22 protein-coding genes are annotated in these 20147 nt (G+C 71.6%); 6 read left to right on the top strand and 16 right to left on the bottom strand.

All coding sequences use genetic code 11. The annotated features are described in order from the left end of the window. Positions 1–52: 52 nt before the first annotated feature. Genes dmpG through ACZ6K0_RS11000 form a run of 8 tightly spaced genes read right to left on the bottom strand, consistent with a single transcriptional unit; the run spans position 53 to position 7038 of the window. On the bottom strand, positions 53–1138 hold the full coding sequence (gene dmpG / locus ACZ6K0_RS11035; RefSeq protein ID WP_469231575.1) for a 4-hydroxy-2-oxovalerate aldolase: 1086 nt from the start codon (positions 1136–1138) through the stop codon (positions 53–55). Next, the gene (locus tag ACZ6K0_RS11030; protein ID WP_469231574.1) at positions 1135–2049 is read right to left on the bottom strand and encodes an acetaldehyde dehydrogenase (acetylating); all 915 of its coding nucleotides are present in this window, start codon (positions 2047–2049) and stop codon (positions 1135–1137) included. The genes dmpG and ACZ6K0_RS11030 overlap by 4 nt, the downstream gene beginning before the upstream one ends. Next, positions 2046–3068, bottom strand: a complete 1023-nt coding sequence (locus tag ACZ6K0_RS11025) for an amidohydrolase family protein (protein WP_469231572.1) — start codon at positions 3066–3068, stop codon at positions 2046–2048. Before ACZ6K0_RS11025 ends, ACZ6K0_RS11030 begins: the two co-directional genes overlap by 4 nt. Then, on the bottom strand, positions 3065–3634 hold the full coding sequence (locus tag ACZ6K0_RS11020) for a 3-hydroxyanthranilate 3,4-dioxygenase (protein WP_469231570.1): 570 nt from the start codon (positions 3632–3634) through the stop codon (positions 3065–3067). Before ACZ6K0_RS11020 ends, ACZ6K0_RS11025 begins: the two co-directional genes overlap by 4 nt. Continuing rightward, complete coding sequence (locus ACZ6K0_RS11015; protein ID WP_376409211.1) at positions 3631–4074, bottom strand: RidA family protein; 444 nt, start codon at positions 4072–4074, stop codon at positions 3631–3633. The genes ACZ6K0_RS11020 and ACZ6K0_RS11015 overlap by 4 nt, the downstream gene beginning before the upstream one ends. Further along, entirely contained in the window at positions 4071–4814 is a 744-nt protein-coding gene (locus ACZ6K0_RS11010; RefSeq protein ID WP_469231568.1) for a 2-keto-4-pentenoate hydratase, read from the bottom strand. The genes ACZ6K0_RS11015 and ACZ6K0_RS11010 overlap by 4 nt, the downstream gene beginning before the upstream one ends. Continuing rightward, complete coding sequence (locus ACZ6K0_RS11005; RefSeq protein ID WP_469231566.1) at positions 4811–5626, bottom strand: 2-keto-4-pentenoate hydratase; 816 nt, start codon at positions 5624–5626, stop codon at positions 4811–4813. Before ACZ6K0_RS11005 ends, ACZ6K0_RS11010 begins: the two co-directional genes overlap by 4 nt. Continuing rightward, entirely contained in the window at positions 5623–7038 is a 1416-nt protein-coding gene (locus tag ACZ6K0_RS11000) for a 2-hydroxymuconic semialdehyde dehydrogenase (protein ID WP_469231564.1), read from the bottom strand. Before ACZ6K0_RS11000 ends, ACZ6K0_RS11005 begins: the two co-directional genes overlap by 4 nt. A gap of 213 nt (positions 7039–7251) precedes the next feature. Between ACZ6K0_RS11000 and ACZ6K0_RS10995 the strand changes: the two genes are divergently transcribed. The 3 genes from ACZ6K0_RS10995 (at position 7252) to ACZ6K0_RS10985 (ending at position 9453) form a co-directional block, all read left to right on the top strand. Continuing rightward, a complete protein-coding gene (locus tag ACZ6K0_RS10995) occupies positions 7252–8235 on the top strand; it encodes a LysR substrate-binding domain-containing protein (RefSeq protein WP_469231563.1) in 984 nt (327 codons plus the stop codon). Positions 8236–8343: 108 nt separating this feature from the next. Next, positions 8344–8895, top strand: coding sequence for a DinB family protein (locus ACZ6K0_RS10990; protein ID WP_469231561.1), 552 nt, complete (start codon positions 8344–8346; stop codon positions 8893–8895). A 72-nt stretch (positions 8896–8967) separates the two neighbouring features. Next, positions 8968–9453, top strand: coding sequence for a DUF1877 family protein (locus ACZ6K0_RS10985; RefSeq protein WP_469231560.1), 486 nt, complete (start codon positions 8968–8970; stop codon positions 9451–9453). Between the two features lie 53 nt (positions 9454–9506). Here the strand turns inward: ACZ6K0_RS10985 and ACZ6K0_RS10980 are convergent, their stop codons facing one another. Further along, positions 9507–9671, bottom strand: a complete 165-nt coding sequence (locus tag ACZ6K0_RS10980) for a hypothetical protein (protein WP_376409231.1) — start codon at positions 9669–9671, stop codon at positions 9507–9509. A gap of 276 nt (positions 9672–9947) precedes the next feature. On the opposite strand from ACZ6K0_RS10980, the gene ACZ6K0_RS10975 reads away from it, so the two are divergent. After that, positions 9948–11465 (top strand): chitinase, encoded by a 1518-nt coding sequence (locus ACZ6K0_RS10975; protein ID WP_469231558.1) that lies wholly within the window; start codon positions 9948–9950, stop codon positions 11463–11465. A gap of 146 nt (positions 11466–11611) precedes the next feature. On the opposite strand, the gene ACZ6K0_RS10970 is transcribed toward ACZ6K0_RS10975, so the two are convergent. The 6 genes from ACZ6K0_RS10970 to ACZ6K0_RS10945 all read right to left on the bottom strand — a co-directional run bounded on the left by ACZ6K0_RS10970 (position 11612) and on the right by ACZ6K0_RS10945 (position 17658). After that, positions 11612–12742: a hypothetical protein gene (locus ACZ6K0_RS10970; protein WP_469231556.1), complete on the bottom strand. Its 1131-nt coding sequence runs from the start codon at positions 12740–12742 to the stop codon at positions 11612–11614. A gap of 4 nt (positions 12743–12746) precedes the next feature. Beyond that, positions 12747–14504, bottom strand: coding sequence for an FG-GAP repeat domain-containing protein (locus ACZ6K0_RS10965; protein ID WP_469231554.1), 1758 nt, complete (start codon positions 14502–14504; stop codon positions 12747–12749). 292 nt (positions 14505–14796) lie between these two features. Then, entirely contained in the window at positions 14797–15039 is a 243-nt protein-coding gene (locus ACZ6K0_RS10960; RefSeq protein WP_469231552.1) for a hypothetical protein, read from the bottom strand. 131 nt (positions 15040–15170) lie between these two features. Further along, positions 15171–16727: a DUF1254 domain-containing protein gene (locus tag ACZ6K0_RS10955; RefSeq protein WP_469231550.1), complete on the bottom strand. Its 1557-nt coding sequence runs from the start codon at positions 16725–16727 to the stop codon at positions 15171–15173. Positions 16728–16791: 64 nt separating this feature from the next. Beyond that, on the bottom strand, positions 16792–17121 hold the full coding sequence (locus ACZ6K0_RS10950; RefSeq protein ID WP_376409243.1) for a carboxymuconolactone decarboxylase family protein: 330 nt from the start codon (positions 17119–17121) through the stop codon (positions 16792–16794). Positions 17122–17517: 396 nt separating this feature from the next. After that, positions 17518–17658 carry a hypothetical protein gene (locus tag ACZ6K0_RS10945; RefSeq protein ID WP_469231548.1) on the bottom strand — a complete coding sequence of 47 codons (141 nt, stop codon included), beginning with the start codon at positions 17656–17658 and terminating at the stop codon, positions 17518–17520. A gap of 500 nt (positions 17659–18158) precedes the next feature. Here ACZ6K0_RS10945 and ACZ6K0_RS10940 point away from each other — a divergent pair, with 500 nt between their 5' ends. Both ACZ6K0_RS10940 and zapE read left to right on the top strand, forming a co-directional pair. Continuing rightward, a complete protein-coding gene (locus ACZ6K0_RS10940; protein ID WP_469231546.1) occupies positions 18159–18440 on the top strand; it encodes a PEP-utilizing enzyme in 282 nt (93 codons plus the stop codon). A gap of 53 nt (positions 18441–18493) precedes the next feature. Beyond that, positions 18494–19189, top strand: a complete 696-nt coding sequence (gene zapE / locus ACZ6K0_RS10935) for a cell division protein ZapE (protein ID WP_469231544.1) — start codon at positions 18494–18496, stop codon at positions 19187–19189. A gap of 191 nt (positions 19190–19380) precedes the next feature. Here zapE and ACZ6K0_RS10930 read toward each other — a convergent pair whose 3' ends face one another. Continuing rightward, positions 19381–19782, bottom strand: coding sequence for a COG4315 family predicted lipoprotein (locus tag ACZ6K0_RS10930; protein WP_376409255.1), 402 nt, complete (start codon positions 19780–19782; stop codon positions 19381–19383). Positions 19783–20147 lie beyond the last annotated feature (365 nt).

Below are 20147 nucleotides of genomic sequence, written 5' to 3'. Positions count from 1 at the left end.
CGCGGTGGGTGTTCCGTTGAGGTTCTCGGACGATGTTCCGGTCGGCACGAAGTCACTCCATCGGTGCGGGAGAAGCGGCGGGGGAGGAGGTACGGGAGGCGGCGGCCACGGCGAGGGCGGGCGCGGCGGCGTCACGGTCGCGGACGAGATCCAGCGCGATGTCCGCCAGCAGGTCCTCCTGCCCGCCGACGAGCCGCCGCCGTCCGGCCGCGACCAGCAGGTCCCGGGTGTCGACACCGTGCCGCTGGGCGGTCGCCTCCGCGTGCCTGAGGAAGCTGGAGTACACCCCGGCGTATCCCAGGGTCAGCGTCTCCCGGTCCACCCGTACGGGCCGGTCCTGCGTCGGCCGTACGAGCTCCTCCGCCGCGTCCATCAGCGGGAACAGGTCGCAGCCGTGCTCCCAGCCCATCAGGTCGAAGACGGCCACCGTCGGCTCCAGCGGCGCGTTCCCCGCGCCGGCGCCCTGGCCCGCGAGCGAGGCGTCCACGCGGTACGCGCCCGCCTCCACCGCCGTGACGCTGTTGGCCACGCCCAGGCCGAGGTTGTGGTGGGCGTGGATGCCGATCTCGGTGGCGGGGTCGAGGACGTCGCGGTACGCGCGGACCCGGTCCCGTACGCCGTCCATGGTCAGCCGGCCGCCGGAGTCCGTGACGTAGACGCAGTGTGCGCCGTACGACTCCATGAGGCGCGCCTGGGCGGCCAGTTCGGCCGGCGGGGCCATGTGGGACATCATCAGGAAGCCCGCCACGTCCATCCCCAGCTCCCGGGCCAGACCGATGTGCTGGGCGGAGATGTCCGCCTCCGTGCAGTGGGTGGCGACGCGCACGGACGTGACCCCGAGGGCGTGGGCGCGGCGCAGATCCCCCGCCGTGCCGACACCGGGCAGCAGCAGGGTGGTGAGCCTGGCCCGGTCGAGCACCTCGGCCGCCGCCTCCAGCCATTCCCAGTCGGTGTGCGCGCCGGGTCCGTAGGTGACGGAGGAGCCGGAGAGGCCGTCGCCGTGGGCGACCTCGACGGCGTCGACGCCGGCGGCCTCCAGAGCGGCCGCTATGGCCCGCACCTGGTCGAGGGTGTAGCGGTGCGACACGGCGTGCATGCCGTCGCGAAGGGTGACGTCCTGGACGTAGACCGAGGTCATCGGGCCGGACTCCGTTCGGCCAGGCGCTCGGCGGTGCGCAGCGCGGCGGAGGTCATGATGTCGAGGTTTCCGGCGTAGGCCGGGAGGTAATGGGCGGCGCCCTCCACCTCCAGGTAGACGGAGACGAGCAGCCGCCCGCCCCCGGCCAGGCGTGTCAGCGGATCACCGTCCGGCAGCACGCGGAACTGCGGTTCCTGCTTGAGCCGGTAGCCGGGCACGTACGCGGCGACGGACGCGGCCATCGCGCGCACCGAGGCGGCCACCCGATCCGTGTCGCAGTCGTCGACGACGCAGTGCACGGTGTCGCGCATCAGGAGTGCCGGCTCCGCCGGGTTGAGGACGATGATCGCCTTGCCCCGGGCCGCGCCGCCCACCCGCTCCAGGGCGCGGGCGGTGGTCTCGGTGAACTCGTCGATGTTCGCCCGGGTGCCCGGGCCCGCCGACCGCGAGGCGATCGAGGCGACGATCTCCGCGTAGAGCACCGGTGCCACCGCCGAGACGGCGGCGACGATCGGGACGGTCGCCTGGCCACCGCAGGTGACCATGTTCAGGTTGGGGGCGTCGAGGTGCTCGTCGAGATTGACGGGCGGGACGACGTACGGGCCGAGGGCCGCCGGGGTGAGGTCGACGATCCGCTTGCCGTGCGGCGCGAGCGCGGCGGCGTTCCGGTGGTGGGCGGCTGCCGACGTGGCGTCGAAGACGATGTCGATGTCGTCGAAGTCGTCGAGCGCCAGCAGCCCCGCCACACCGTCCGAGCTGGTCCGCACACCGAGCCGGCGGGCCCGTGCGAGCCCCTCCGAGTCCGGGTCGATGCCGATCATCGCGGCGGCGGTGACGTTCCCCGAGCCCCGGACGATCTTGATGAGGAGATCGGTGCCGATGTTGCCCGATCCGATCACGGCCGCTCTCATCGGACGGCCTCCTTCGACAGCGGGGTGAGACCGAAGAAGCGGACGGCGTTGCCGCCGAGGACGGCCTCGGTCTCGTCCGGGGTGAGCGCGCTGTCCCGGACCAGCCGGCCGATCTCCTCCTCGCCGAGCGGGAAGGGATGGTCGGAGCCGAGCAGGACCCGCTCCGCGCCCATCACGTCCACCAGCAGGCGCAGCGCGCCGGGGTCGAAGACGGCCGAGTCGACGGAGAAGCGCCGGGTGTAGTGCGAGGGCGGGTGGGGGCTGTCGGCGCGGACGAGGTCACGGCGGTGCCACGCGTTGTCGGCCCGGCCCAGGAGGTACGGGAAGCTGCCGCCTCCGTGGGCGAACAGCAGCCGCAGCGAGGCCGGCAGACGCTCGAAGGCGCCGGACAGGATCAGCGACAGGATGGTCAGATGGGTCTCGGCGGCCATGCCCGCCAGCCAGGCCAGCATGTACCGGGAGAAGCGCGGGCCGGCCGGCAGGTCCCAGGGATGGACCAGGACGGCCGCGTCCTCGTCGGCGCAGTGCGTGAGGAACTCCAGGAGCGCCCCGTGGTCGAGGTCGCGGTCGCCGAGGTGGTTGCCGATGTGGACGCCGTGGAACCCCTCGCGCATCGCCTCGCTGAGCAGGGCGCAGGCCGCCTCGGTGTCCTGGAGCGGCACCTGGCACAGCGGGGCCAGCCGGTGCGGGGCGTAGGAACCGTACGCGAGGAGACGGGAGTTGACCGTACGGCACCAGTCGACCGCGCGCCCGGACTCCAGCCCGTAACCGAAGAGCAGCGGGGTGCTGGACAGCACCTGGATGTCCACGCCGAGCCGGTCCAGGTCGGCGATGCGCTCCGCCGGGTCCCACAGGGTGCGGCGGACCGGCCGGTACTCGGCGGATCCGGACATCATCATCCCGGCGTCGGGACCGTCCGTGGTCCGCAGCCAGGGGCCGTCGTCGGAGCCGGTGAGCCGCCGCGACTCGGCACGGCCGATCTCCGGGAAGACGTGGGCGTGGATGTCGACGACGGTCATGCGCCGCCCGCCTCGTCGCGACGGGTGCGCGGCCGCAGCTCCTCGGGCCAGTCCTTGCCCGGGTGCACCGCGCCACAGTTCCCGCACGTGCGTGCGGCCTCGTCGCCGTAGAAGGAGTCGAACACCGGCGGGAGGTCGTCGACGATCGAGGTGAGCTGCACCTCGCTGCGGTGCACCAGGTGGTGGCACTCGGTGCAGTACCACTCGAAGGCGTCGCGCTGACCGTGCGGCCTGGCGAACTCGACGACCAGGCCGATGCTGTCCTCCTCCGGCCGCTGCGGGGAGTGCCGCACGTGCGGCGGGAGGAGGAAGACGTCCCCCTCACGGATGTGGACGTCGCGCGGCGGGCTCCCCTCCTCCATGACACGGAGCACCATGTCGCCCTTGAGCTGGTAGAAGAACTCCTCGATCGGGTCGTCGTGGAAGTCGGTGCGGCGGTTCGGGCCGCCCACGACCGTCACCATCAGGTCGGCGTCCTGCCAGATCTGGACGTTGCCGACCGGCGGCCTGAGCAGGTGGCGGTGCTCCTCGATCCAGGACTGGAGGTTGAACGGTCTCATGGTCATGGGCGCGGTTCCTTGTTCCGGGAGGGGGACACGGGGGTGTTCTGCGGGATGTGGGCGACGGCGCTGATCTCGATCAGCAGGTGCGGGTGGGGGAGTTGGTGGACGGCGACGGTGGTGCGGGCCGGACCACGCTCGTCGAAGTACTCGGCGTAGACCTCGTTGTAGCCGCCGAAGTCGTTCATGCCGACCAGGTACGTGGTGACGGAGACCAGGTCCTCCAGGCCGCCGCCCGCCGCGGCCAGCAGACGCCCGATGTTGTCGAGCACGGCACGGGTCTGGGCACGGATGTCGAGGTCCGTGACCCCCATCGCGTCGGCGCTCGCTCCGACGAACGTGCCGTCGGGGCGCCGCGCGCTCGTACCGGAGACGAAGACCAGGTCGCCCGCACGCCGGAAGTGGGGGAAACGGCCGCGGGGCGGGGCGGCGCCGGGCACGATCACGCGCCCTCCCCGGTGGTGAACCGGACGCTGCCGAGGCCGGCGACCGTGGCCCGGACGTGCGTCCCGGGCGGCAGTGGTACGGCGGCGGTCGCCGCACCGGCCAGGATCACCGTGCCGGGCTCCAGCGCACCGGCGAGCCGGGCCGCGGCCGCGAGGGCCCGCAGCGGATGCCCGAGGATCGCCGCGGTGGAACCGGCCTCGACCAGGCGCCCGTCGAGCTCCAGCAGGACACCGCGGTTGCCCAGGTCGCCCGGGGCGCTCCAGGGGCCCACGGCGTACCCCGCGGCGGAGGTGTTGTCGGCGATCACCTCGGGAAGCGAGAACCGGAAGCCGTCGTACCGGGAGTCGATGACCTCCAGCGCCGGGGCCACGGCCGCGACCGCCGCCATGGGGTCGGCTCCGGGGCGCAGCGTGTCACCGAGCAGGAAGGCCACCTCGGGCTCGACCCGGGGATGGATGAGACCGGAGGCGTCGAACCGTCCCCCGTCGGGAATCTCCATCCGGTCCGTCAGCCGCCCGTGGATCAGGTCGGACACGCCCATCTGCCGCATCTTGGCCACGCTGGTGAAGCCCAGCTTGAAGCCGGTCAGCCGCTCGCCGCGGGCCAGCCGCCGGGCGACCAGGGCCTCTTGGACGGCGTACGCCTCCCCGGCGTCCTTCAGGCCGCTTCCGCCGCCGGCCAGCGGACGGCCTTCACGCGCCGCCGAGTCGAGCGCCTCGGCCAGTGCCGTGATGTTCATCGGGTGTCTCCCTCCCGCTTGGTGCGCCCGAAGGCCGCGCGCACCGAACCGAGGCCGTCGATGCGGGCTTCGAGCACGTCACCGGGCTCGACGGTGGTCATGGGGCCGAGCGCGCCGGTGAGCACGGTGTCCCCGGCGCGCAGCGGGTGGCCGAGCCGCGCGAGCGTGTCGGCCAGCCACACGGCGGCGTGCAGCGGATTCCCCAGGCACGCGGCACCGGCCCCGGTGGACACGGGCTCACCGCGCCGCTCAAGGACCATGCCGACGGTCCGCAGGTCGAGTTCCCGCAGCGGTACGGGGCGGGTGCCCAGGACGTACACGCCGCTGGAGGCGTTGTCGGCGATCGTGTCCACGGCCGAGATGTCCCAGTCACGGATCCGGCTGCCCACCACCTCGACGGCGGGCAGCGCGAACGCGGTCGCCCGGATCACGTCGGCCACGGTGTGCCGCTCATGGGTGAGGTCGTGTTCGAGAACCAGGGCGACCTCGGCCTCGGCCCGCGCCTGGAGCACCGTGCCCCAGGGGATCTCCGCGCCGTCCGGCACGGCCGTGTCGTCCGTCAGACGGCCGAAGTCCGGCGTGTCGACGCCGAGCTGGGCCTGCACGGCCGCCGAGGTCAGACCGATCTTCCAGCCCGTGACCCGGCGTCCCTCCGCGATCCGGCGCTCGCCGAGGACGGTCTGGACGGCATAGGCGGCCGCCAGGTCCCCCGAGGGCAGCAGATCACGGACGGGCTCGCAGGGAACGCCCGTCAGGCGCGCCGTGTCGAGGCGTTCGGCGGCCCGCGCCACCGCTTCGTCCACCGTGCTCACAGCTTCACGCACACATTCATCGGCTCGGAGAAGAAGTCCAGGGAGTGATCGCCGCCCTCGCGGCCGATCCCGGAGGCCTTCACGCCTCCGAAGGGGGTACGGAGGTCGCGGAGGTTCCAGGTGTTGACCCAGGCGATCCCGACGTCGAGGGCGGGGGCGACGCGGTGCGCCCGGCTGACGTCACCCGTCCACACCGTGGCGGCCAGCCCGTACGGCCCGGCGTTCGCGTACGCCAGAGCCTCTTCCTCGGTGTCGAACGGCGCCAGATGGACGACGGGCCCGAAGATCTCCTCCCGTACCACCGGGTGGTCCTCCGGGAGCCCCGCCAGCACGGTCGGCTCCACCCAGAAGCCACCGTCCCGGTCGTCGGAGAACCGCGGCGCGCCCCCTCCCGCGAGCACCTCGCCGTCGGCCGCGGCCTTGTCGAGGTAGCCCAGGACCTTGTCGCGGTGCGCCGCCGAGACCATCGGCCCGTAGCCGCTCAACGCGCGGGCACCGGCGGCCAGCGCCTCGGCGAACGCGTCGAACACCGACCGCTCCACGTACACCCGCTCGGTGCACAGACACACCTGCCCGCTGTGGGTGAACGACGAGCGGAGGGTGCCCGCCACGGCCTGCTCCAGATCCGCGTCGGCGAAGACGAGCCCGGCGTTCTTGCCGCCCAGCTCGAACGAGACGGGGGCCAGCCGCGCGGCGGCGGCCCGCATGATCGTCCCGCCCGTGCGCGACTCCCCGGTGAAGGCGATGGCGTCCACCCCGGGATGCTCGGTGAGCCACTGCCCCGCGGCGTCCGCACCGCCGCCGTGGACGACGTTGAAGACGCCCGCCGGCACGTCGGCCTCCGCCATCACCTCCGCCAGCAGGCACGCCGTGCCCGGGGTCAGCTCGGAGGGCTTGGCGACGAGGGTGTTCCCCGTGGCGAGGGCGGGCGCGACCTTCCAGGTGAGCAGCAGCAGCGGCAGGTTCCACGGCGAGATCACCGCGACCACGCCCAGCGGCTTGCGCACCGTGTAGTTCAGCGCGCCACGGCCGTCCGGGGTGGCCGTGTGCCAGGACCGCTCGCCGCGACCGGCCAGAAGGTCCGCGTACGACCGGAAGTTGGCGATCGCACGCGGGATGTCGACCGTCGAGGCGAGGTCGCGGGGCTTCCCCGTGTCCGCGCACTCGGCATCGACGAACTCCTCGAAACGCAGCTCGATGCCGTCCGCGATCCGGTGCAGCAGCCGCGAACGGTCCGCCGGGCTCCAGGACGCCCACGGGCCGCGCAGCGCGTCCCGCGCCGCGCCCACCGCACGGTCGACCAACTCCCGGGAGGCCGACGGCGCTTCGCCGACGACGATCCCACGGGCCGGGTCGAAGAGCGGGAACGGGACGCCCGACGCGTCGAACTCGCCCCCCACGTAATGCCGCACAGGTGAGCGCACCTTGCAGACCTCCGTCGCCAGGCCGGGACCTCGGAACCGGCCCCGGCGTGTGCCGGTATCATGCGCCCAGCGAGCCATACCGAACCAATGCCAAAAAGTGCTGGACCTATACCGATTCGGGTATGAGGAAATCCGGCGGGCCCGACAGCGCGGCGTGGCCGACCGACCGACCGCTCACGGAAACGGAAGGAGCCCCCGGCGATGGATCTCCTGGACGGCCGGCTGAAGTTCCGGCACCTCACCCTCCTCGTCGCGATCGTCGACCACGGCAGCGTGGGGCGGGCGGCCGAGACCCTCCACCTCACCCAGCCCGCCGCCACCCGCACCCTCCGCGAACTGGAGGGCATCGCCGACCTGCCGCTCTTCGTCCGCATGCCGCGCGGCATGCGGGCGACGCTCTACGGAGAGGCACTCGCCGAGCACGCCCGCGCCGTGATCGCCGAGATGCGGCGGGCCGGGGAACACCTCACCGGGCTGCGCCAGGGCCGGGAGGGAACGGTGACCGTCGGCGCGCTCCTCGCCGGCACCAACGTGCTGCTGCCCCGTGCCGTCGCCCAGCTCAAGCGGGAACGGCCCCGGGTCACCGTCGTCGTACGGGAGGGGACGCCGGACGTCCTCCATCCGGCACTGCTGGCAGGCGAACTGGACGTCATCGTCGGCCGGGTGGGACCGGCCCCCAAGGAGGGGGACGGACTGCGCCAGCGGCGGCTGTACCGGGAACGCATCCGGCTCGCCGTCCGGTCCGGCCACCCCCTTTCGGAGACCTCAGGCGTCACGCTCACGGACACCCTCGACTTCCCGTGGATCCTCCCGGTCGAACAGACCGCCCTGCGCCAGGAGTTCGGCGCCCTCTTCGCGGACCTGGGCCTCGCCCTGCCCGCGGACCGGGTCGAGTGCACGTCGATCCTGACCATGCGGGCACTGCTGCTGCAGACGGACATGGTCGCGCTGCTTCCCGAACTGGTCCTGCGCGCCGACGAACACCTCGCCGCTCTGCCGGTCGAACTCCCCTCGGTGGGGCGCACGGTGGGCACCACGGAAGCGGCGCACCGCACCCGCGCCCCGGCCCTGCAGGCCCTGCTGCACCACCTCGACCACGAAGCGGCCCTGCTGCGCGAGACCCTCTACGGGCCGCCGGAAGGCCAGGAGGTGCAGCTGCCAGGGCCTCTCGCACCGAACGCATGAGGTACGGACGGTTCGGCCTCAGGAGCGGATCTCGTGGTGTGAGCGAGCGGTTCGTCGACGTTCACCCGTCGGCCGCACTGTCAGCTCCGTTCGCTAAGGTCTGCGGTCATGACTGAGAGCACAGCCGAAGCTTGGCCGGAACCTCCGCTCGCCGGCACCGAGGCAGCAGCCGTCCTCGGCGCCCTCGAACGACAGCGGGCCACCCTGGCCTGGAAGTGCTCCGGCCTGGACGCCACCGGCCTTCGCGCCACACTCGGCCCGTCCACCGTCACCCTGGGCGGCCTCCTCAAGCACCTGGCGCACGTGGAAGACAGTCACTTCGCCCGGCTGTGGCTCGGCTCCCCCGTCGGCGCTCCCTGGGACACCGTCGACTGGGACAGCACTCCCGACTGGGACTACCGCTCCGCTGCGGAGGACACCCCCGAGCAACTGCGCTCTCTCTGGCAGGAATCGGTCGCCCGCTCCCGTGTCATCGTGGACGAGGCGCTCAGCACGGGCGGACTGGACCGACTCGGCGCCTTCACCACCCGTAGCGGCGAAAGCCCCAACCTCCGCCGTATTCTCCTTGACCTCATCGAGGAGTACGCCCGCCACGCCGGTCACGCCGACCTCATCCGTGAATCCGTCGACGGGCTCACGGGTGAGGACCCGCCGAGCTGAACCGGGGTCTTCAAGTAGGTTCTGTGCGTTCGGCCTGACAGACGGGTCGTCTGAGCTGAGGGATTCGGCGTAGTGAGCATCTACCTGCACTTTCGTGCCGTGGCTGAGTCCGAGATCCGGGACGACCACACCTGGCTCGCTGCGTTCATGTCCGAGGCTTGGGAAAAGAGCGACGACGAATACGCAGTGGGCATTGCCCACTCGATCTGCAAGAGCTGGGGCGCTGTCAACGACCTCTTTGCCGCAGCCGATGCCCTCTGTGCAGTCGCCGAAGAGTCCTGGAATCTGCCGATCTACGGCGGCCGCCCCGTGCCCCACAGCGCTGACGCCGACCCCTCGGATCCCCCGCTGATGCTTCTGGAGCCGGCCGGGGTGTCACAGGCCGCGCGTTTCCTTACGACTGTCTCTTTCGACGAGCTGTGGAACGTTGTCGGTGTCAGGTTCAGTGCCTTCGGCGGGGCCAGGCAGGAGTACCTCGAACATCACCGGGACCTCAAGGAGTTCTACGGGCGGGCGGCTTCGGCAGGTCACGCCGTGGTCAAGGCGGTGTGGGCTTGAGACGTGGCCACGTGCTGGTCACCGCCGTTCGCTTCCGGGAGGCGTACGCCTTGTCAGCCCGCGCAGGCCGGGATGAACTCCAGGCCCTCCGGTGTGCCGAAGCGGATCACCGCGAGGTAGGCCTCGGGGTAGTCGCAGCCGATGTCCTTCCACTGGAGCGCGAGGGCGGTCCAGACGACGAACGCGACCAGGAGGAGCCAGTGCCAGCCTTTTGACATGCACGCCAGGTACCCGGCCGTTCCGCGGAGGAACCGCTTCCGAGCGCGAGGGGTGCCGGGCCTGGCTCGCTGGACCAATCCGGCCGTCCGCGCGCATCGTTCCAGGACCCGCCCGCACCGGCTGGATGCACCACACACCGAACCGCGAAATTGGTCTAGTCCAAGTTTGGTCCAGGCCATTGACGTGCCCATGGCCGCGGGGATACTCCGTAACGCGACAGTCGTGCGCGACAAGGACGTTGACGCACCCCCGCCCCCCGCAGACATGGGATTGCCATGAGACGACGCGTACGTTCTCTCCGCTCGGCCCTCACCGTCGCCGTGACCGCCGTGGCCGCCCTCGGCCTCGGCGCCGTCGCCCCCGCCCAGGCGGCGACCCCGCTCCCCGCCCGGGTCTTCGCCCCCTACTTCGAGTCCTGGACCGGGGAGAGCCCGGCCGCCCTCAGCGCGCAGTCGGGCGCCAAGCACCTCACGATGGCGTTCCTCCAGACCGCCGCCAAGGGCTCCTGCACCGTGTACTGGAACGGTGACACCGGGCTGCCCATCGCCCAGTCCTCCTTCGGCGCCGACATCGCGACCATGCGGTCCCGCGGCGGGGACGTCATCCCCTCCTTCGGCGGCTACACCGCCGACACCACCGGCACCGAGATCGCCGACAGCTGCACCGACGTCAACCAGATCGCCGCCGCGTACGAGAAGGTCATCACGACCTACGACGTCACCCGGCTCGACATGGACATCGAGGTCGACTCCCTCGACAACACCGCCGGCATCGACCGCCGCAACAAGGCCATCAAGCTCGTCCAGGACTGGGCCGCCGCCAACGGCCGCCAGATCCAGATCTCGTACACCCTGCCGACGACCACCCACGGCCTCGCCGCCAGTGGGCTGGCGGTCCTCAAGAACGCCGTGACCAACGGCGCGCGCGTCGACGTCGTCAACCTGATGACCTTCGACTACTACGACAACGCCGTCCACGACATGGCCGCCGACACCAAGACGGCCGCCCAGGGCCTCTACGACCAGCTCGCCAAGCTCTACCCGACCAAGACGGCGACCCAGCTCTGGGGCATGGTCGGCATCACCGAGATGATCGGCGTCGACGACTTCGGCCCCGCCGAGACCTTCACCCTCGCCAACGCCCGCACGGTCTACGACTGGGCGGTCTCCAAGGGCATCAACACCCTCTCGTTCTGGGCGCTCCAGCGAGACAACGGCAGCTGTGCCGGCGGTGCCGCCGCCGACGGCTGCTCCGGCATCCAGCAGAACACCTGGGACTTCTCGCACATCTTCGCCCCGTTCACCAGCGGGACGACCGCCCCGGCCGACGACTTCTCGGTGACCACCACCCCGGCCGCCGCCACCGTCACCGCCGGCGGATCCACCTCCGCCACAGTGAAGACCGCGGTCACCGCCGGCACGGCACAGACGGTGAACCTCACGGTCAGCGGGCTGCCCGCGGGCGTCACCGCCACGCTCAGCCCCGCGTCGGTGACGGCCGGGGGCTCCTCGACCCTCACCCTGAACACGACGGCGGCCACGGTCTCCGGCACCTACCAGATCGTGGTCAACGGAGCGAGCGCCTCGGCCGGGCACGCGGCGGTCCTCTCCCTGACCGTCACCGGCGGCGCCACCCAGTGCACGGCGGCCCCGTGGGTCTCCTCCAGCGTGTACACCGGCGGCCAGCAGGTCTCGCACAAGGGCCACACCTGGAAGGCCAAGTGGTGGACCACCGGCGAGGAGCCCGGCACCACGGGCGAGTGGGGCGTGTGGCAGGACCTCGGCGCCTGCTGAGCCCACCCGCCGACAGGACCGGGGCCCGCCGAATCCGGCGGGCCCCGGTCCTGTTCTTCGGATCACTACACATTCGGGTCACGACACATTCGGGTCACTGCCCAAAGGGCCGACACGGCCGCCCCCGCCACAGCCCGTTGCCCCGGTCACGGGTGTTCGGCGCCGCCTGCCTGCGCTTCATGAGGGGCGTCGGCAGGCGGGTTGCCCGCCCGCAGTTCCCGCCGCAGAGCGCGCAGCGCGGTACGTTCCTCCGCGCGACGCCGCAGCCAAGCACGCCGTCGCTTGCGCGTGATGACGAGGAGCAGGCCCAGGGCAAGGAGGCCGCCGGCGATGAGGGCGGCGATGAGCCAGGGGAAGTAGGTCAGCCGGACCGTGTTGCTGTCCACGGTCTTCGCCGCGCCGCCGGGAACCGTGGCGGTCACCGAGGCGGTGACCGCGCGGCGGCCGAGAGCGGGGAGGTCGGCCAGGTGACCGGTGAGGGTGGCGCTGCCGCCGGGGATCACGTAGATCCCCGTGGGGGTGAGCGGGACGGTACGCGCGGAGCCGCCGCCGGTGACGTTCAGCGTTCCGGCGAAGGTGTAGAGGACGTTGCCCGTGTTGCGTACGGTCACGGTGAACTCCTCGCCGCCGCCCGAAGGCCGGTGCTCCAGTTCCGTGAGGGAGACCTGGAGGTCGGCGGTGCCGGGGACGGTGAGTTCGACGAGCCGGGCGATACGGGTCTCCGTGTTCACCCTGCCGCTGACCGCGGGGGTGCGCAGCGCGGTGACCAGGCTGCCGAGATAGCTGCCCGGCGGGGTGCCATCGGGGACCGCGAGGGAGAAGCGGATTGTGGCGCTGCTCTTCGGCCGCACGGTGACGGTGGCGTCGGAGCCCAGCTTCAGCCAGGCCCCGACCGCGCGCATCCTCTGGCCTTCCTGTGCGGGGGCCAGACCGCCGCCGGCCGCGTTGGTGACGTCGGCGCCGTAGACGTGGAAGGTCCGGGCCTCGTCGCTCTCGTTGTAGACGACCGCGGAATCCTCGATCCGGGCACCTGCCTTCAGCGCGTACCCGAAGTGCCCGCCGGTCAGCGTCGTCAGACCGTAGAGCCCGGCCTGCACGCCGAACGGCCCGCCCGCAGCGGATTCCGGGGGAGTGGGCGAGGGTACGGGGGCCGGCGCTGCCTGCGCGCCCGACGCCAGAGCGAGCACGAGGCCCGTGAGGAGGAGGCTCCACAGGGCGGGGAACCGTGCCCGGTGGGTGGCGGTGGCGCCGCCCCGGGCGCGCAGACAGCCGTTCACGGGATCAGCCGGTGATCGTGTACTGGAGGGTGCCGCTGTACGAGCCGGGGACTGTCTCCGTGGGGATGTTCCACTGCGCCGTCGACCCGTCGTGGGTGAAGACGCCGCGGGTGCCGCCGTCGCCGGTCGCCATCGTCACGGCCGGGGAGAGGCTGGTGCCCGGTCGCGGGTCGGCGCCTTCGGGGAAGTGGCCGCCCGGGCCGGGCTTGGCCATGCCCGTCCACTGGCCGCCGGTCCCGTTGAGGTGTCCGCCGGTCGTGATCCTCAGATTGTTCCACCCGATCGTGTCCGTGCCGCTGACCAGGTCGGTGGTGGCAACGGTCACCGACCAGGGGGCGGTGGTGGAGAGGGTGTCGGTGTACGTGAACGTGCCGAGTCCGGCCGGGGCGCTGACGGTGCCGGACGTCAGCGTGCCGAAGTTGACGGCCGGCAGGTTCACCTCCATCGACAGGACACCGGGCGCCTTGGCGATCTGCATCGACATCGACTGGGCCGTGCGGTTCGGCTTCGAGGTGTTCAGCAGCACCTGCGCCGCGACGCCCGTGGCAGTGGAGGCGGCCGCCAAGTCGGGCCGACCGTCGCCGTTCAGGTCTCCGACAGCGTACGAGCCGGTCCCGCCGCTCTTCGTGTCGTACAGCGGGCCGGCGTTGCGGAAGGTGCCGGTGCCGTCGCCGAGGAGGACGGTGGGCTGGTTGTCGGGGCCGTTGTTGGTGACCAGGTCCGGCTTGCCGTCCGTGTTGACGTCGGTGACGGCCACGCCCTCGAGAGCGCTGCCGCCGACCGGGTAGGTGACCGGGGCGCCGAAGGCTCCGGCGCCGTCGCCGAGGAAGGCGGTGATCGTCCGGTCGGTGTGCGCGACGGCCACGTCCGGCTTGCCGTCGCCGCTCACGTCGCCGAGGGCGACGGCTCGGCCGAGGAAGACGCCGTCGGCGAAGCGGGTGGCCGGGCCGAGACGGCCCTTGCCGTCACCGAGGAGGACGGAGATGTCGGACGTACCCGTGTTCACGGTGACCACGTCGGGCTTGCCGTCGCCGTTCACATCCCCGGTCTCCAAGCCGGAAGGGCGCAGCTGCGCGGCGGAGTGGCTGCTGGGCCGGCCGCCACCGACGTAGTAGTTGCTCGCGGTGCCCAGCGCGCCGGTGCCGTCGTTGGTCCACACCGAGACGTTGTCGCCGTTGGTGTTGGAGGTCAGCACGTCGGGCTTGGCGTCACCGTTCATGTCGGCGACCGTGATGTCCACGGGGAACATGGCGTTCGTCGACGGGTTGACCAGCGTCGGCGCGAAGTAGGAGGTGGCAGGGGCGAAACCGCCCTTGCCGTCGCCGAGCAGCTCGACGATGCTGCCCATGCTTTCCACGCCGTGCTGCGTGGGCTGCTTGGTCAGGGCCGCGGCGACGACCGCGTCCAGTCGGCCGTCACCGTTGAGGTCCGCGAGGGCGACCGCCGTCGGGTAGGTGCCGGTGTCGAGCCCGAAGGAGACCCCGGGGCCGAAGCCGCCCTTGCCGTCGCCGAGCGCGGCCACCAGGGTGTTCGATCCCCGGACCGGGGTGACGAGGTCGGCCTTGCCGTCGCCGTTCAGGTCGCCCAGCGCCGGGGCGGTGCCCTTCCCGGAGCCCGCGGGCAGCGGGACGGCGGTCGCCCCGCCGAAGGAGACGCTGGGATCCGGTGCGGCCTGGGCGGCCGGTGCCAGACACAGCCCGGCTACGAGCGCGGCCGCGGAGCCGAGCACGAGCCCGGCTCTGCGTGGTGTGGAAGTCTTCAACGTACCTGCCCCTTGACGATGTTGAGGCACGCCGACGGGAGGAATCGACCTGCGATGGTGTGATGGGAGGGTTGCATGCAGTCAACACCGCAGCGTCGGGAAAGATCAGTGGATGTCCCACCAGTTCCGGGGACCGCTCCACGGGCGTGACCTGGTGATTCCTACGATCGGCCGGCCTGCTGTGGACGGGGACACCCACCCCGGGGCAGCCGCCTCGGCAAGTAGCCGGTGAGAAGCACGACTTCGGCCAACGGAAAGGACTGCGCTCGGCAGCGGAGGCCGGCCGAGGCGTTCACTGGCCGGGGCTCTCCCTGGCCGCCAGGCGGTCGAGGTGGGTCTGGGCGAGTTTTGCGAGCGCGGGCCCGTGTTCGTAGCCGAGCGGGGCCAGTTCCGGGGGCAGGACGTAGCCGTCCGGCATCCGTGCGTACGTCTGGTCCATGAGCTGCCGGTAGGCGTCGGCGAGCAGGCCGGGCCAGGCTCCGGTCAGGGGCGGGCGCATACGGGACTCGGCGGCGAGTGCCGCGTGATGGGCCACGGCCTCCTCGGCGGCTTCGGCGGCTGCTCCGGGTCGACACGGTCCAGGAGCGCGCCGGACCACGCCCCGGCACCCGGCGCCCACGACCACTACGTCGACGTCCGCCAAAGAGTTCCGCCTGCTTCTTCCCGTCACGCTCCGGGTGCCGGTTCGACCTCGGAAGGGCGCCAGGTCTTGTCGAAGAAGGGCTGTTCGGGGCTGTAGAGGCGGAGGATCGCGAACCAGCCCTTGCCGGGGACGGTCTGGATCCAGTTGCTGGTCGGGACTCCGTCGGGTTGCTGCGGTGCGAGGTGGAGGGTGGTGGTGCCGTCCGCCGCCGCGGTGGCCGCCGGGCCGGGGAAGTTCTGGCTTCCGGCCCAGGGGCACCGCTGGGGGGTCTGCAGCATGGAGCGGGTCTGGTTGTCGTAGAGCGTGACGGACCAGAAGCGCGCCGCGGGGATTCCGGGAGGCAGGTGGATGGTGTAGGCGCGGGAGCCGTCGACCGGCCGGCCGGTGGAGTCGGCGGCGGCCATGAGGTACTGGGAGCCGATGCCGGTCAGGCGCATGCACATGGCCGGGGTGACGCCGGTGGCGATGTAGAAGAACGCGGTGCGCGAGTTCAGCGCGCGCCCGGATGCCGGCGGATGGGGGCGCAAGCCGTCGGCGGTGATCTCCGGGGGCGGGGACGTCCAGTCGTATCCGCCGACGAACAGCGGGTTGTACCAGGCGGAGCCGTCGTCGTAGTAGGCGAAGTGCTCCTGGTCGCGGGCGTGTAGTCCGAGTGTGCGGGCGGTGGCGTTGCCCAGCGATACCGCTTCCTCCAGGAGCGCGCGCATGCGTGTGTCCGGCGCGAACGTGGCTCCCTTGGCGATGCCGATCGCGCGGAACGCGCCGCCGGCCTCCAGGTCGGGGGCGTCGGCGGGCTCTTCCTGGACGAGGGTGTCGAGGAGCTCGTAGAAGGAGAAGTCGTTCGGCGGGAGTGTGTTCATGGCCAGCCCCGTGCCCTCGACGAAGACCGGCGGGTCAGGCGTGGTGACCGGGGCCAGGGGCGCTCTGCCCTGGAGGAACGCGCCGATGCTGCTGCCGAAGCCGCCGGGCTCGTAGGGGTGGATGCGCAGGGTCTCCTTGATCTGGGCGACGGTCGGGGCCGGATCGTCGTTCTCCAGGAACGCGCGGCCGAGCAGGCACGCGCGCAGTGTGGAGCAGCGGGCGACGAAGGCGCCGCCTTCGGGTACCGGACCGTCGTAGCCCGGGGGCAGCAGGACGTAGGTGCCGCCCAGGCCGCGGTCGGGGCCGGGCAGGCCGAAGTCGGTCACCCACCGGAACCACATGTCGTCGATCGTGCCGAGACATCCGGGTGGCACCTGCACGGCCAGCGGTCCGTCGCTCAGGTCGAGGAAGCTGAGGAAGTAGACGGTGTCGGCGTTGCCGGTCAGGAACAGCGAGCGGCTGTCCATCAGTTCGGAGAACAGCAGCACCGTGTTGTCCGCCACGCCGGCGTCGAGGAACCCCTGCCGGATCGCCCGTACCGACACCCCTGGCAGCCCGGTGAGGTAGGCGTCCACGCCGCGCGTCAGGTCCAAGTGGTCGTAGAGCTTGGCGCTGGTGTCGGTGTCGGGGATCCCGTCGGTGAACCGCAGCGGGCCGATTCTGGTCTCGACCAGGTCCGGCGTCGATACGGACGAAGGGGTTGCGGCGAGATCGGTCATGGTTCTCATGCTGCGGGCCGGTCCCGGTCTTCGCATCCGGTCGCCGGGCGCAGGACCGTACCCCCTATGAGCCTTCGGCTTCGATCTCCGCCTCGGCGACGGCGATGGCGACGCCGAGGGCAGCGGCTATGTTGCCGGCCGCCGTCATGACGCGTGCCGTGCCCACGATCGGGGCGATGGCGACCAGGACGTCCTGGAGCCGTTCGGCGGTCAGGTCCGCCTGCATGGCCGGTTCGATGTGGGCGGCGTAGGAGATGGGCGGTGCGTCGGAGGCGGCGAGCGCGGCGATGCGGGTGAGGATGAGCATGTCCGCGGGCAGCCCGCACCGTTCGACCGAGTCGACGGTCATGGCGGCGAGGGTGTCCAGGACGGGGGTTTCGGATGCTGTGGCCATGGCGATGTGCCTTTCCGGTGTCGCGGGCGGCCGACGCGGGACGGGGACGGACCGCAACCGGGCCGCACATGCCGAGCGCCGTACCTCTCCACCGTAGGAGCCCTCCGCTCGAACCGCGCTGCGAGCCGGCCGGAGCCCTCCGCCCGATCGGCAGCGGCACGGGCGGCCGCGCTACCGCTCGTCGAGGTGCCCGGCGGCCGCTGCCTTGCCGTCCCGCCCGAGGACGGCGGTACGGACGAGGGCTCCGCGTCGTTCATCGTGCTCCTACGGGCGGTCGCTTCGAGACTGCTACGAACCTCCACTGACACGGAAGGTGACGGCCATGGCGCGCCGGGTTGCTCTGACGGGGCTGTCGGATCCTCCCTTGGGCTCAGGAAAGCCGCGGCCCGGCGCCGTTCAGTACCGCAATGCGTTGCGGACCTCGGCGGGCTTCGCGTCATGGTTGGTGACGTTCACCGGGACCTCCGCCGGACCGTCGGAGGCGGTCGCGACACTGCCGAGGGCGCCGTCTGCCGTGGCGTTCAGTCCGCCCTTCACCTTCGCCAGAGCGGCATCTACCGCTGCCTCTGCCGAAGCGACTGTGGACGCGCGTTCGGACACCCCCGACTTCACTGCGGAGGCCGCCGAGGAGGCGGCGGGGCTGGAGGGCTCGTCCGACGAGCAACCGGCCAGTGCGGTCAGGCCGAGCGTGATGGTGACCGAAGCGGCGGAGCTTCGGCTGAGATGGCGTTTTAGCTTTCTCCCGGCTTAACGCCAATATCCGTCCAGCGTCGAATGCGCCGAAACGCCCCGCCAGCTGTCGGCGGCGCCCGGGTGATGCCGACGGGGGTTCTGCCATCGAGCATGCGGGGCCGGCCCGCAACTGGCCCGGATCTCGCTCCGCCCGGGCGAAGGCTCCAGCTTGCGGAACCATGATCGCCATATACTTCCGTGGCTCGCCGGCTTCCGGGTTGTCGAGCCGCAGAGGCGTACGGGGGCGTGATGGAGCTGCGGGACATCGAGATCTTCCTGGTCCTGGCGCCCGGGTCGTCGCGACCATGGAAGAGGGCGAGGCCATCCGGTCGGGCGAGATCCTGGTGACCACCGTGACGAACATCGGCTGGACACCTCTCTTCACGCGGATCTCGGCGATCGTGACGGACGTCGGCGCGAACCTCTCGCACGCCTCCGTCGTGGCGCGGAAGCTCGGCATTCCGGCGGTGGTCGGATGCGGAAACGCCACGACCCGGATCCGGACGGGGGACAGGATCCGGGTGGACGGCGGCCGCGGGACGGTGGACGTCCTGGAGCCGGCGACCGCGGCCCCCGAACTAGCCTGACCCTTCGACCGATGCCCTGCCGAACCCCAGCGTACGAACGGATGAGCTGACCGGTGCCCAAGCACGAGCAGGCCATGCGCCGCCATTTCCACCAGGCCGCGGCACGGCGCGGATTCTCGGTCGCCCCGGCACAGGAGGCCGCCGTCGAGCGGTTGGCCCGGCTGGCGGCCGAACTCGCCCGGCCGGCTTGGACGTTCCCCAGGCCTGCCCGCGACCTGTACGTCTGGGGCCCGGTGGGCCGGGGGAAGAGCTGGCTGGTGGACACCTTCTACGAGGGGCTGCCCGCCGGACGCAAACGCCGCCTGCACTTCCACGACTTCTTTCGGCGGCTGCACGACGGAGTGAGCAGGCCGGGTACCCGCCACGACGGGCAGAGCGCTGTCGACAGCGCTCTCGACGAGCTGATCGGGGACAGCCGGGTCCTGGTCTTCGACGAGTTCCACGCACACGACGCGGGCGACGCGATGCTGATCGCACGCCTCTTCCGGACACTGCTGGACCGCCGGATCACCCTGGTCACGACCTCCAACTACCCGCCCGCCGGGCTGATGCCGGACCCGCTCTACCACCACCTGTTCGAGTCCACCATCAAGCTCATAGAGGAGCGGATGGACGTCCTGGACGTCACCGGTCCGGTGGACTTCCGCCGGCTTGCGCCGCCTCGGTCGGAGGCCGCCGGTTCGCAAACCTCGTGGACGTCGCCTGCGACCGGGACGTCAGGCTGGTCCTCATCGGCTGCGACCCGCTGACCTCCCTCCCCGTCGACCAGCCCCTGACACGCGACCTGGACCGCACGGCGAGCAGACTCGCGATGCTCCGGCGCACGAACTGAGCGGGCCGCCGGAAGCCCGCCGTTCGTCGGCCCGAAGCCGGAGCTCTGGCATGAGCAGGTGGGGACTGGAAACGGAGCATCGGTCAGCACGCCGGTCCCCGACCCCACTCAGTAGCCGTTGCCGCTCTTGGAGCTGGCCGACGGTGAAGCCGACGCAGAGGCCGCGCTGGTGACCGCGTCACCGCTGGGGCTGACCACGTACCACGAATTGCCGAAGGCGTTGACGCCCTGACCGTTGGTTTCTCCGGGCTTTGTGTCCTCGACGAAGTAGTACAACGGGTGGCCGTTGACGGTCACCTGGGTCGAGTTGTCCGAGCGGGCGGTCGTTGCCACCAAGGACGCGGACACACCACTGCTGTGGGGTGTCCCCTTCGTGATCTGCGGCGGCCAAGCCTGCGCACAGGAGCCGTCGCAGGTCGAGGTCGTCCCGGTGTCGGCCTTGAACAGATACAACGTCCTGCCGGAGCCGTCGACCAGGATCTGTCCCAGCGGCGAACTCGCCGTCTTCACCGTGGCGGCGCTGCCGGTCGATGCGGAGGCGCTACCGCTGGCAGCGGGGGAGCCGGCGGTGGTCGTCGGGGCGCCGGCGCTTGGAGTCGGGGTCGAGGAAGTCGTGGTACTGGAACTGCTGCATCCGGAGACACAGGCCGCAACGGCGGCCATACCAACAGCAAGGGCGATGACACGATTCATGACAGACCTCTTGGCCCCGGGGGGATGCGGTGGCACGGCTCGCCGACGGCGAGTCTCCGAAGCACGTTACGTACCGATGCCCGCCCCGCTCCCCCAGGCGATCCGCCCCGCGGGGACCGTCACTCGTGCGGGTGACCGTCTGTGCGCGGGGTGGCCTCCCTGAGCATGCGAACTCGGCTCGG

The sequence above is a fragment of the Streptomyces sp. NPDC042346 genome (assembly GCF_055581845.1).
The sequence above is the reverse complement of the archived record's forward strand: the minus strand, read 5'-3'. Positions and strand labels throughout refer to the sequence as shown.